Origin of the sequence: Prevotella ihumii (genome assembly GCF_900155655.1) — a bacterium.
Taxonomy (GTDB): domain Bacteria; phylum Bacteroidota; class Bacteroidia; order Bacteroidales; family Bacteroidaceae; genus Prevotella; species Prevotella ihumii.
The window spans coordinates 1,475,595-1,488,642 of the sequence record NZ_LT706987.1; the positions used below are offsets into that span (position 1 = coordinate 1,475,595).

Sequence of the window (13,048 nt, forward strand, 5' to 3'; positions counted from 1 at the left end):
GATGATTACATTCTCGGTAGTGACCATAACTTACAACGCTGCGTCGGTAATGCAACCTACGTTAGACTCGGTTTCGAGGCAAACTTATCCGCACGTAGAGCATCTCATTGTAGATGGCGACTCGTCAGACCATACTGTGGAATTGGCGAAAGAGTACAAGCAGATGTCGGACAATGCTGAAAATGGGCACGTTATTCGTATCAAGAGCGAACCCGATAAGGGGCTGTATGATGCGATGAACAAGGGACTGAAACTTGCCACGGGCGACTATGTGGTGTTCTTGAATGCAGGCGACTGTCTCCCAGAGGCTGACACCTTGCAGAAGGTGGCACTAACGGCAGAAGCTGGCGATGGCGAGGAACGACCTGCTGTATTGTTTGGCAATACCGATATTGTGGACGAGCGGGGCAATTTCTTGTATCATCGTCGCTTGCAACCTCCCGAAGTGCTTTCGTGGCGTTCGTTCGAAAATGGTATGTTGGTGTGTCATCAAGCCTTTTATGCTCGATTAGACATTGCTAAGAAATTGCCTTACAACACGCATTATCGCTTTTCGGCAGATGTAGACTGGTGTATTCGTGTGATGAAAGAAGGCGAACGCCGAGGCTTATTGTTGCGCAATGTGCACGCTGTAGTGGCAAACTACTTAGAAGAAGGACAAACCACTCGCAATCACAGAGCTTCGCTTCGTGAGCGTTTCCGTGTAATGTGTGTGCATTATGGTTTCTTCAAGACGGTGTTTAAGCACGTAGGTTTCGTGTTTAGGAATATGAGAAAGTAAAAGGGGATCAGCGTTGTCCGACTCGTCCGACCTGTCCGACCTGTCCGACCCGTCCGACTTGTCTGACTTGTCCGACTTGTCTGACCCGTCCGACTTGTCCGACTAATCCCTACTATAGACTAATAATAAAACAACAATCACTTATGAAAAAATTAATGATGATGGCGGTATTTGCGCTCTTGGCAGTAGCATATACCACAGAGGTTTCGGCACAGACCAATGCTGTGCTTGAAGATGCAAAGTATCAGGCTTGGCGCAGAAAACCTGTAGATAAGCGCAAAGCAGACAATGCTAAAAAGGCAGAAAAAGCCAAAGAAGTGAAGCGAACAGTTAAGGTAACACACACCAAAGGGGAAGAAATCTACACGAAAGAAACAAAGATAAGCCGTAAACAAACTACTAAGAAGAAGGCAAAGACGACCGACTATGTGGGCGAGAATAAGCCTTCGACCGAACAAAAGAAAAAGAAGAACGGCAAAAACTTCTTCCAACGCTTAACAGATGCAGGCAACAAGTTGGGCGAAAAGATAGGCAAGGTACTCAATGATGCGAGTGATGCGGTATCAAGTAGACAAATAAAGAACAAAGAAAAAGCTGAGGAAGAACAGTAAAAAAGGCTGAGAATAATCAATAAAGTAGGCTTTTTGAAAGCTATAAAAACAAAGTAGCACACCCATTAGAGGCTTGCTACTTTGTAGTTTATGTACGTTTCAATAAATATATATATAACGTTTGTTCCTTTAAAGCGAAATGTTTTTAAGGTTAAAATAATTCTTTAAATAATTTATATTATAATTCTTGTCTTTAAAGTTTGGATTGAAATGAATTAACAATGTCTTTTTGTCCTTCACTGGTCTACCGTTCTTTTCGGCTGGTTTCCATTTAGGCATCTTGCTGACCAATCTTACCGCCTCAGCACGGAAGTGTTGGTCGGCATCGGTCATTATTTGCTGTTGCTTTTCGGTCTTGAGCTTGTTGAATTTAGGGTTTGTCGGTTTTAAATTCTTTATTTCCATAGCACGTGCCCCCGTAACGGCACCGTCCATCTCTACGGTGAACGAAACAAGAACATCTGCTTCAAACATCATCTTACGTGTAGAGGCGGTGTAGAGCTGGTTGGTCAACAGGTAAGCATTGATAGCCGAGTCGCCACCGATATATTGAGCTGTGATGTCCGCTTGCGACATTTTCATTTGAGGTTTGAGTGCCTCAAGGGTTTCACGGAGCTTCTCTATTTGTACCGTACCCAAAACTATTTTGCCGTTAGGGTCGATAAGATACATTGTTGGAATCCAATTTACCTTATATAAACGGTCGATAACGGTTTCCTTTTTCCACTTCTTCAGTTCGCTTACCTGTGTCCAGTTCATCTGATACTTCTCCCAATAGGTTTTCACCCACACATCTTTATTGGTATCGAACGATACGCCTATGATGCGCACGTTGTAATCCATAAATTCGCGCCATAGCTCTTTCATTGCAGGAATATCCTTTCGGCAGTCAGGACACCACGAAGCCCAGAAGTCTAACACTACATAGTTGCCGCGGTAGGTGTTCAGTTTTATGTCCTTGCCATCGGCTGTGCGAAGCGTAAAGTCGGGGGCTGAGGTGCCCGCTTTCAATAAATCTTTTGCATATTGTGCATCTAAATCTTGCGCTTGAATATTTACGATAGCTGCAAGAATGAGCAATGCAGATAAAATAATTCGTTTCATATTGTTTATAATTTTTGAATTGTCAATGTCTGGTCGCAGTAGTCTATCACCGCAGGGCGATGTGTGATGAAGATTACAGTCTTGTCGTTGGTTGCTAAAATGTTTTTTAGCAATTGTCGTTCTGTATCGGGGTCGAGTGCTGATGTGGCTTCATCGAAGAGCAAGATAGAGCGATTGCGTAATAAAGCACGAGCTATGGCAATGCGTTGTGCCTGTCCTTCGCTTAGTCCACCTCCTTGTTCGGTACACTCGGTATCAAGTCCGTTGGGCAATTCGAATACAAAATCGGCACAGCTACGTCGAAGTGCTTCTTCCATTTCTTCATCGGTTGCGGTGAGTTTTCCCATTCTCAGATTGTCACGAATAGTACCACTCATCAGCGTATTGCCTTGCGGAACATATACAAAGTTGTTGCGGAGGCGTGGCGAAAGTGGGTGTTGTTCCTTGTTGTTATAGATTTCTACCGTGCCACTCTTGGGTTGCAGCAAGGCAAGAATTATACGTACAAGGGTAGTTTTACCCGCTCCTGTTTCGCCTAAGATGGCTGTACACGAGCCTGGATAGAAGTCGAAGTTGAGATTTTCTATAACGTTCTCATCGCTATCCTCGTATGCAAACGCCACATTCTTGAACCGAATACCGCAAGGCGATGCAAGTTGGATAGGTGTGCCTTGCTCTTCCAAAGGGTCTTCCTCCAACTCCATTAGGCGTTCGGCTGCTGTAAAGACCATCACAAACGAAGGTATAAGGCGTGTGAGCTGTCGTGCAGGACTTTGTATCTTATTGACCAATTGCAAGAAAGCTGTCATTCCACCAAATGTGAGTGTACCTGCTGAGAGGCGAATGGCTGCCCAAGTAAAAGCGATAAGATAACCCACGGAGAAGCCTAAACTCAATGTGAGATTGGAAAAGACCGAGAATTTGGTACGGCGAACTACCTTATGGCGCAATACACTTTGCTGCTCTTCCAAGCGATCTACGGCAGCACTGTCGCCCTCCAATGTCTTTATCAACATTCGGTTTTGGATAGTTTCTTGCAATACGCTTTGCACTTTGGAGTCAGAACTTCGCACTTCGCTGGTTAAGTTTCTCATCTGTCGGATGTACAACTTGCTGAAAATAACGAAGACAGGTATCATAAACGTAATGATAAAAGCCAATCGCCAATCCATAGAGAGCAAGTAACCAAATGCGCCTAAGAAAAGTGCAAGGGTTGAAAGTGAGTTGGGAATAACCTCTGTTAGGAAGTTTACCACGTTAGACACATCAAACTCTAATCTGTTGAGTACATCTCCCGAATGGTGAGTTTCCTTTCCTTTCCATTGAGAGCGCAATATGCGGTCGAGCAATTGTTGTTGCATACGATTTTGCGCCTTGATGCCTAAGATGTTGCGTATCCATACCGAAGCCACATTGAGTGCAAAGTCGCACAATATCAATAAGCCCATTACGATGACAGCGACATAGATATTGCCTTCCAAATCGTGAGAAGCTACGTCTATGGCACGTTGCACAGCCCACACCGAAGCCAATGAAACACCTACACCGAGTAGTCCGATGGCAGCATTGAGGCAGGCTTGTAGGCGGTTGCCTTTCCAAGCTTTCCACAGCCAACGGAGTATCTCTTTGGTAGAGTATTTCGTTTTTGGAAGTTTTAAATAATCTATTAAACTCATCGTTATTTCAATTATAGTGTGCGTGTGATGCGCCTATTGTCCACTTTGTTTCTATTTTTTGCAAATTATGGATATAGCCTTTGCAAACAGTATATCTATCTGTTATTAATTGTTCATCTATCCTTTATTCATAAGGCATCTATCCTTTATAAAAATTGCCTCTGTCTTTTGCAAATGGTGCATCATTCTTTTTTAATCGAAACACCTCAACTTTTGTTATTCGTGTTCACGTATATCCGCTCCCCACATTAGTTTTGTGCGTAGTGTAGAGAAGTATCTGTGCGTCTTAGGCTTCACTATACGTATTTTATAAGGAGCTTTACGAATGGTTATGCTTGACCCTTCGGATAGCTTTTCCGAACGTCCGTCTACTGCAACAAGGAAGTTGTGGCTGCGACTTTCCACCTCTAAGCGTATTTCCACATCGTCTGTCAGTACTATCGGACGAATGTTGAGGCTGTGAGGAGCTACTGGTGTGAGACAAATGCTCCTACTTTGCGGCACAAGAATAGGCCCTCCATTCGACAAAGAGTAGGCTGTTGACCCCGTTGGAGTGCTGATAATGAGTCCGTCAGCAAGATAACTTACTAAGTATTCACCATTCACACTTGCGTGAATGGTAATCATCGAAGCGTGGTCGCGTTTAAGTATGGCTATATCATTCAAAGCGTATGGACGAATATGAAGCAATTGTGTTTTGGTTTCCATTATCAATACAGCCCGTTCGTCAATGCCATAATTGGCAGTGTAAATATCATCAAGTGTCTGGTGCAACTCCTCTGGCAACACCTCGGCAAGGAAACCTAAACGCCCAAGATTTACACCTATGATGGGTATATTCTTCGCACCCACTTTGCTTGCAGCTTTAAGTAACGTACCGTCACCACCCATCGAAATGGCGCAATCGGCTTTAAATCTGTCTCCTTTAAATATAGCTTTTACGGCTGTGTTGGGTATGTTTCGCTTGTCCAAAGCATTATAGAATGTTTCTTCCACATACACATCTGCATTGCGTTGCGACAAGTATTCAAGCACTTCGCACATACTTTGTGCGGCTAATGCTCGATAAGGGTTTCCAAAAATGGCGAAACTTAGTTTCTTTTCAGCCATACTTTTCTTTGTTTTTATATTCTTTTATTCTTTTCAAGCACCTGTTATAATGAATATTTTAGTATATTTGCAAGTGCTATGAATTGCTGTTAAGCCCACTGCGCAATCTATATAAGAAAGCGAAGTCTTCGGCTTAGTAGACACTTTAATATGCAAAAATAAGGAAATAAGTTGGATATATAAAATATAAAATCAAAAATATTATGGCTAAGGTATATGAATTTCTTGCTAATGGCTTTGAAGATATAGAGGCTTTAGCACCTGTTGACATTCTCCGTAGAGGTGGAGTTGAGGTGAAAACTGTGAGTATTATGGACACATTAGACGTAGAGTCGGCTAACGGTATTACGATAAAAGCCGATTTAATGTTCGATGAAATCGAGAATTTTGACGATGCTGATACGCTTCTAATGCCAGGTGGAATGCCAGGGGCAGCCAACTTAAACCTGCACGAAGGTGTACGCAAAGCCCTAACAGCTCATAACGAAAAAGGCAAACGATTGGCAGCTATCTGTGCCGCACCTATGGTTTTAGGCTCTGTTGGCGTATTGGAAGGCAAGAAAGCCACTTGTTACCCAGGGTTTGAAAAGCGACTTAAAGGAGCTGAATACACAGCAGAACTTTGCACCATAGATGGCAATATCACAACCGCAAAAGGACCTGCGGCAGCCTTTATGTTTGGTTTCTGTCTTTTGGCACAGCTCACTTCGACTGAACAAGCTGAAGAAGTGAAGTCGGCAATGCTCATTCCCGAACTTATAGCCTTGCATAAATAAGGTTTGCCCCATTATCTCATCGGTATAAACACATCAACTTAATAGGATGAAATACATTATTATTGTTGCAGGAGGGAAAGGACTTAGAATGGGCAACGACATACCCAAGCAGTTTCTTCCCATAGGTGGAAAACCTATTTTGATGCACACCATAGAACGTTTTTGCGCTTACGATAAAGACATAAAGGTGATACTCGTTCTTCCCAAAGCCCAACAAGACTATTGGAAAACGTTGTGCGAGCAGCATCAATTCACCGAACCGCACGAGATAGCCGATGGAGGTGAAACACGTTTCGAGTCGTCTAAAAACGGCTTGGCACTCATTCCTGAAGGCGAAGACGGCTTGGTTGGCATACACGACGGTGTGCGTCCTTTCGTATCGATTGATACCATTACACGCTGTTACGATGAGGCACAGCGCACGTGTGCAGCCCTTCCCGTAATGCCCGTGAACGAAACACTGCGCCAAGTAGCACAAAACGGAACTTCAAAAACCGTACAACGAAGCGAATTCCGTAGCGTTCAGACACCACAGGTATTCAATATAATGATGTTGAAGATGGCATACGCACAGCCTTTCAACGAAGGTTTTACCGACGATGCAAGTGTGATGGAAAGTTTTGGCTGTAAGATTTCGATGGTAGAAGGCAACGCCGAAAACATCAAGATAACATCACCTTTCGATCTCAAAATAGCAGAAATGCTTATCGGTTAATTAATAATGGATATACTCGACCAAGACATAATGTTCCTTACGGGTGTAGGTCCGAAGAAGAAAGAAATACTGAGCAAAGAACTTGGTATTCAGTCTTATCGTGACCTATTAGAGTATTATCCATACAAATACGTCGACCGTACAAAGCTGTACCTTATTTCCGAACTCGTTCAAGATATGCCCTTTGTGCAAATAAAGGGGCATATCCTTAGTTTTGAAGAGTATGATATGGGCAAACGAAAGAAACGTGTGGTGGCTCACTTTGCCGATGGACACGGTGTTTGCGATCTTGTTTGGTTCAACGGCATACAATATGTATATAAGAATTACCTCATCGGAAAAGAGTATATCGTCTTCGGTAAGCCCACGTTCTATGGTGGGAGGTTTCAGTTTACTCACCCCGATATAGACGATGCCAACGACTTGCAACTCAACGATATGGGTATGCAGCCTTTCTATTCTACAACCGAGAAGATGAAGAAAGTAGGCCTTACCTCACGAGCGATGGAACGCCTTACCAAAACACTTGTAGCTAAGATTTCCTCACCACTCAAAGAAACCTTACCCGACTTCATTATGCAGCGGCTTCACCTCATATCGAGAGACGAGGCGATGCGAAAGATACATTACCCCAAATCGGTTGACGACACCAAACGAGCCCAACTTCGCCTAAAGTTTGAAGAACTTTTCTACGTACAACTTAATATATTAAGGTATGCGAGCGACCACCGCCGCAAGTACAGAGGTTACAATTTCAAGACCGTAGGTGCACAATTCAATTGGTTCTACACCCACAATCTGCCCTTCCAGCTTACCAATGCACAGAAGCGAGTGATGAAGGAAATAAGGGCAGATGTGGCCAACGGGCAACAAATGAACCGCTTGTTGCAAGGCGACGTGGGGTCTGGCAAAACCCTTGTAGCCCTAATGTCGATGCTCATTGCTATCGATAACAACTTTCAAGCCTGCCTGATGGCACCAACAGAAATCCTTGCCGAGCAACATTTGCAGACCATTAAGGAGTTTCTCAAAGGTATGAACCTACGCATCGAACTCCTTACGGGCATCGTAAAGGGAAAGAAGCGCAAGGAGGTGTTAGACGGATTGATAGACGGCTCTATACATATCGTTGTAGGCACACACGCCATTATAGAAGACAAGGTACAATTCAACAACCTCGGACTTGCCGTAATAGACGAACAACACCGCTTTGGTGTGGCGCAACGTGCCAAACTTTGGAGCAAGAGCACCAATCCTCCGCACGTGTTGGTAATGACTGCTACCCCCATTCCGCGCACCCTTGCAATGACCATCTATGGCGACTTAGATGTGAGTGTTATAGACGAATTGCCCCCTGGACGCAAACCCATAGAAACGGTACACAAGTACGACAGCCAGACCACAAGTCTTTATAACGGAATTCGTCAACAAATCGATTTAGGCAGACAGGTCTACATCGTCTTTCCACTCATTAAGGAAAGCGAGAAGATGGACTTAAAGAACCTTGAGACAGGCTACGAAACCTTGCTCGAAGTATTCCCCCAATACAAGTTGAGCAAGATACACGGCAAGATGAAAGACAAGGAGAAAGAAGAAGAAATGCGCCGCTTTGCCGAAGGCGAAACCCATATTTTGGTGGCAACCACCGTGATAGAAGTGGGCGTAAACGTACCCAATGCCAGCGTAATGATTATTTTTGATGCCCAGCGTTTCGGACTTTCTCAGCTTCATCAGTTACGTGGACGAGTAGGGCGAGGAGCAGAACAAAGTTATTGCATACTTGTTACACCCTATCAGTTGTCTACCGAAACCCGAAAGCGCATAGACATAATGTGTAACACAAACGATGGTTTTGAGATAGCTGAAGCCGACTTAAAACTCCGTGGGCCTGGCGATTTGGAAGGTACACAACAGAGCGGAATAGCCTTCGACCTCAAAATAGCCGACATTGCGCACGATGGTCAAATAGTACAAATGGCACGCGATGAGGCTCAAAAAATTATTGATGCCGACCCTACTTGTACAAAAAGTGAATATAATTTATTGTGGGAACGCCTGAAAGAGTTAAGAAAAACTAATATCAATTGGGCTGCCATATCCTAATATAAGTACCCCTAAATATAGGCTTAACGCCTATGTTTAGGGGATTTTATATCTATAAATGAAAAGGAAAATCACGAAAAAGCAAGGTTTTAAAAGTAAATAAAAACTGTTAATAGACCAATCATTTCTCAATTATTTTGCTATCTTTGCAAAGCTTTGAATAAAAATAGTAGGGTTTTTGTATTGTTCTACTATATTTATAATAAGCATTTATCAGGAACAAGCGTTTGTTCTGATTTAGTTTATCACCAAATCAAAAAATATTGAGAATGACTTTCGAGAAGATAATAAAAACATTTGCGTTATCGGCTGTAATGACTTTTGCGTCAATACCAGTATGTGCGCAAGACCTTATCGCAAAGCAGGCACCAGTAGACAGGCGCGCTAACAGTTTGGATACAATCGTTATAAATCGTCTACATCACGAAGAAGAAATAGAAAATCCTGCTTCGATGCTTTACAACGATTGGAATACTTCAAGAACACATAGCAGCGGAACTCTACCTGATGTGTACAAAATAGACCTTCGTGGCTTTTGTATGCCAACGCCAAGCCGAGTGGTAACAAGTAATTTTGGTCGTCGTTGGGGCCGTGCTCACAAGGGCTTAGACATCAAAGTGTACATAGGTGACACCATTCGCTCTGCATTTGCAGGCAAAGTAAGAATAGTGGGATACGATGGCAGAGGATATGGAAAGTACGTAGTAATACGCCATAACAATGGTCTTGAAACCTATTACGGACACCTTTCTAAACAAATGGTAAGCAAAAACCAAAACGTTAAAGCAGGCGAGCCTATTGCGTTAGGCGGTAATACAGGTCGTTCTACAGGTTCGCATCTCCACTTCGAAACACGTCTTTGTGGTGTAGCTATCAACCCTGCATTGTTGTTCGACTTTGCCAATCAAGACGTAACAGGCGACTTCTACACCTATCGTCGCAATACAGTAGATGCAGAGTCGGCTCGTGCAAATGCACTTCGTGGCAAGGCGTCAAGTCCTGGCTACTCACGTGAGAATATACAGGGTGTAGGTCGTAGTCGATCGTTTGGACGTCCGAAGAACCCTACAACCGACTACTCGTCACGACAGCAAGCTAACGCAACTCCACAAAGCAGTGCTCAGATGCTTTACCATAAGGTGTCTAATGGCGATACGTTAGAGTCGATAGCCGAACAGCACGGCGTCACTATTGAGCAACTTTGTAAGCTCAACCATTTGGGTAGATACTCAAAGGTTGTAGTAGGCCAAATTATAAGATATAGTTAGTCGAGATGAATAACAATCCATAACGAACTTAAAGGTCGGATAAGAGCTATTCTTGTCCGACCTTTTTTTGTGCCTATTTGCATACTTCAGCAGCCTATAAAATATAGCTTGCAAGCAATTAAGAATATTCTTACTTGAGGAAAAATAGAACAATATGCTCTAAGCGTTTTGCTTAAAAATGTGAGCTTGTAACACATTGATTATTAATGATTTATTTGCTGTTTGTAAAACATATATGTTTGACCACCCAAAACATATATGTTTTAGCCTCCCAAAGTTTAACTTTGGCGATGCCAAACATATATGTTTTGCTTTCCAAAGATTGATGTATTATTTTTAGAAGATGAAATGAGGAAGAATAGGAGAGTGGCTTGTTTACTTTTCCTAAATAATTGTTGTACCTTTGCGAGCGATAAACCCACGAGGTGAAAAATGAACAAAACCGATATGAGCAAAGAAACATTAAAGGAAAAAACTGCAAAAGGACTGTTTTGGAGTGCACTCAACAATGGGTCGATGCAGGTGTTGAACATCGTGATAGGCATATTTTTAGCACGATTGTTGAGCACTGCCGATTATGGTTTGGTGGGAATGATAGCAGTTTTTACTGCTGTTGCTACTGCCTTGCAAGAGAGTGGTTTCACCTCGGCATTGGCAAATTTGGAACGCCCTACTGATAACGATTACAACTCGGTATTTTGGTTCAGCACCATTGTGAGCTGCATATCTTACACGGTACTTTTCTTCTGTGCGCCCTTGATAGCCAACTTCTACAACCACCCTGAACTGGTTGCACTCTCTCGTTTTATCTTTGTTTCGCTCCTTTTCTCTGCCATTGGTACAGCTCCTTTGGCATATATGTTTAAGAATATGATTATCAAGGAGACTACCATTTTGCGTTCTACCTCGCTCCTTATTTCGGGCATCGTGAGCATCACTTTGGCACTGAATGGTTATGGCTATTGGAGTTTGGCATGGCAACAGATTACTTACATTACATTAGTAAGTCTTGGGCGTTTCTTTATCATTCCTTGGCGCCCCTCGCTAAAGATAGATTTCACGCCTGTAAGGCAGATGTTCGGCTTCAGTTATAAAATTCTTATCACCTCGATAGTGAATACCGTGAGCCAAAATGTATTGACCCTTATTTTTGGACGCTTGTATTCTGCCAATGCTGTGGGCAATTTCACGCAGGCACTGAAGTGGGACAATATGGCGAGTATGTTGGTTTCGGGAACGATAGGGCAGGTGGCGCAACCTATCTTAGTGGAACTGAAAAGCGAACAAGACAGACAGGTACAGGCTTTCCGCAAAATGTTGCGTTTCACAGCCTTTTTGGCTTTTCCAGCTATGTTTGGTTTGGCGATGGTTTCGCACGAATTTATTGTCGTTACTATCTCCGAAAAGTGGAACGATAGTATCGAAATGTTGCGTGTATTGTGTATTAGTGGTGCGTTTTTACCCTTCTATACGCTGTATCAAAACTTGATTATCAGTCGTGGGAAATCTAATATTTATCTTTGGTGTACGGTGAGCCTCATCGTTGCACAAATATTGCTTGTGGTGGTTTGTCACACGCACGGAATGATATTTATGGTTTATGTTTACACCCTTATTACCATTCTTTGGCTTTTGGTGTGGCAGTACTTTGCGCATCGTGAGATTGGGGTGAAATTGCATCACGTTTTGATGGACATTTTGCCTTATATGGGTGCATCGGCAGCGGTAATGTTGGCGGTTTATTGCTCAACCCTCTTTATTCAAAACCTCTATGTATTGCTATTGGTGCGCATAGTTTTTGCTGCTGTGCTTTATTTTGTGTTGATGAAAGTTTTAGGGGCAAAGATGTTGGAAGAGTGTTTGCGATTTGTAAAGAAGAAAAGAGGGTAGGCTGTCAGGCTTTGTCGGACGGGTCGGACGGGTCGGACTTGTCAGACGGGTCGGACTGGTCGGACTGGTCGGACTGGTCTGACGGGTCGGACGAGTCGGACAGGTCTGATAAGGCAATAATACCTTACTCCCAAATCCTTGTTTCCACTTGATGGCGATTGCGCTTATCCTTTGGAGGCAGCCCCATAAAGTTGCCATAGATGATGCGACAGAACGCTTCGGGCTGTGCAGGACCGTTATATGCCTTGCCTTCAAACACAATAGGGCGATAAGGGCGTACCACATCTTCGGGGAAACGCTCGTAAAACCACGCACCATAGGTGTGCATAAACTCTCCTTTTTTGCCAAATAGATGTCCGCAAAGGCGGAATAAGGGGAAGATACAACCTTCTAAAACGTGATAGCCTAAGGAGGCAAGGCGAGGGTGTCGACCGCCAAGATTGAAGTTTACAACGCACGCCAACTTACCCGCTAAACGTTGTAGAGAGGGGAGTATATGGTCTTCGTATGGGAAAATATCAATGTGAAGTCCACGATATTTCATTGCTTCTAAGGCCATTCTGTCCTTTGCCCCTTCGGGCTCTATGCTCACGTGTTCGCTTTTAGTATCGCGCAAAGCCGCCCACGACTTGTAATATCCGTGGTCGGTGTCGTGGTCTTGCAGCACAAATTGAGGGTGGGGATGAGCTTTGAGATAATTGCAAAGTAGCTTATAATCTTTTCTACTTACAACGATGTCCACATCATCGTCCCACGGAATAAAACCTCCGTGTCGTAAAGCTCCCAACACATTACCACCGTCAAGTCGCCAGTTTACCCCTGCTTGTTGGGCAGCATCTACCAAGTAGTCGAGCATTTCTAACATTCGCAGTTGCGCACGGCGTAGGGTAGAGCCATCGGGATTGTATGCTTGTCGCAAACTCGCTTGTGTTTCGCCTGTGTTGAAAGTTTCTATCATCTTTGTAAGGTATGTATAAGCAAAACGGGAACTTAAAAAGCACCGTGTGTCTTTTT

General features: G+C 43.5%; 12 protein-coding genes. 8 read left to right on the top strand and 4 right to left on the bottom strand.

Features of this window, described 5'->3' with window-relative positions; translation table 11 throughout:
• Position 1 precedes the first annotated feature (1 nt).
• Positions 2-781, top strand: coding sequence for a glycosyltransferase family 2 protein (locus CZ367_RS06840; protein ID WP_077196179.1), 780 nt, complete (start codon positions 2-4; stop codon positions 779-781).
• 143 nt (positions 782-924) lie between these two features.
• Entirely contained in the window at positions 925-1,392 is a 468-nt protein-coding gene (locus tag CZ367_RS06845; protein WP_077196180.1) for a hypothetical protein, read from the top strand.
• 129 nt (positions 1,393-1,521) lie between these two features.
• Here the strand turns inward: CZ367_RS06845 and CZ367_RS06850 are convergent, their stop codons facing one another.
• The 3 genes from CZ367_RS06850 to CZ367_RS06860 all read right to left on the bottom strand — a co-directional run bounded on the left by CZ367_RS06850 (position 1,522) and on the right by CZ367_RS06860 (position 5,282).
• Positions 1,522-2,496, bottom strand: a complete 975-nt coding sequence (locus tag CZ367_RS06850) for a redoxin domain-containing protein (protein ID WP_077196181.1) — start codon at positions 2,494-2,496, stop codon at positions 1,522-1,524.
• 5 nt (positions 2,497-2,501) lie between these two features.
• Positions 2,502-4,172 (bottom strand): ABC transporter ATP-binding protein, encoded by a 1,671-nt coding sequence (locus CZ367_RS06855; RefSeq protein ID WP_077196182.1) that lies wholly within the window; start codon positions 4,170-4,172, stop codon positions 2,502-2,504.
• Positions 4,173-4,388: 216 nt separating this feature from the next.
• Positions 4,389-5,282: an NAD kinase gene (locus CZ367_RS06860; protein WP_077196183.1), complete on the bottom strand. Its 894-nt coding sequence runs from the start codon at positions 5,280-5,282 to the stop codon at positions 4,389-4,391.
• A 203-nt stretch (positions 5,283-5,485) separates the two neighbouring features.
• Here CZ367_RS06860 and CZ367_RS06865 point away from each other — a divergent pair, with 203 nt between their 5' ends.
• The 6 genes from CZ367_RS06865 to CZ367_RS06890 all read left to right on the top strand — a co-directional run bounded on the left by CZ367_RS06865 (position 5,486) and on the right by CZ367_RS06890 (position 12,186).
• Complete coding sequence (locus tag CZ367_RS06865; protein ID WP_077196184.1) at positions 5,486-6,058, top strand: DJ-1 family glyoxalase III; 573 nt, start codon at positions 5,486-5,488, stop codon at positions 6,056-6,058.
• Positions 6,059-6,104: 46 nt separating this feature from the next.
• Positions 6,105-6,773, top strand: a complete 669-nt coding sequence (locus tag CZ367_RS06870) for a 2-C-methyl-D-erythritol 4-phosphate cytidylyltransferase (RefSeq protein ID WP_077196185.1) — start codon at positions 6,105-6,107, stop codon at positions 6,771-6,773.
• A 6-nt stretch (positions 6,774-6,779) separates the two neighbouring features.
• On the top strand, positions 6,780-8,876 hold the full coding sequence (gene recG, locus CZ367_RS06875; RefSeq protein WP_077196186.1) for an ATP-dependent DNA helicase RecG: 2,097 nt from the start codon (positions 6,780-6,782) through the stop codon (positions 8,874-8,876).
• Positions 8,877-9,145: 269 nt separating this feature from the next.
• On the top strand, positions 9,146-10,144 hold the full coding sequence (locus CZ367_RS06880) for a peptidoglycan DD-metalloendopeptidase family protein (protein ID WP_077196187.1): 999 nt from the start codon (positions 9,146-9,148) through the stop codon (positions 10,142-10,144).
• Positions 10,145-10,591: 447 nt separating this feature from the next.
• The gene (locus tag CZ367_RS06885; RefSeq protein WP_077197388.1) at positions 10,592-12,034 is read left to right on the top strand and encodes a lipopolysaccharide biosynthesis protein; all 1,443 of its coding nucleotides are present in this window, start codon (positions 10,592-10,594) and stop codon (positions 12,032-12,034) included.
• A complete protein-coding gene (locus CZ367_RS06890) occupies positions 12,001-12,186 on the top strand; it encodes a hypothetical protein (RefSeq protein ID WP_077196188.1) in 186 nt (61 codons plus the stop codon). Before CZ367_RS06885 ends, CZ367_RS06890 begins: the two co-directional genes overlap by 34 nt.
• On the opposite strand, the gene CZ367_RS06895 is transcribed toward CZ367_RS06890, so the two are convergent.
• Positions 12,159-12,992 (bottom strand): LicD family protein, encoded by an 834-nt coding sequence (locus CZ367_RS06895; RefSeq protein WP_077196189.1) that lies wholly within the window; start codon positions 12,990-12,992, stop codon positions 12,159-12,161. The genes CZ367_RS06890 and CZ367_RS06895 overlap by 28 nt on opposite strands.
• Positions 12,993-13,048: the final 56 nt, after the last annotated feature.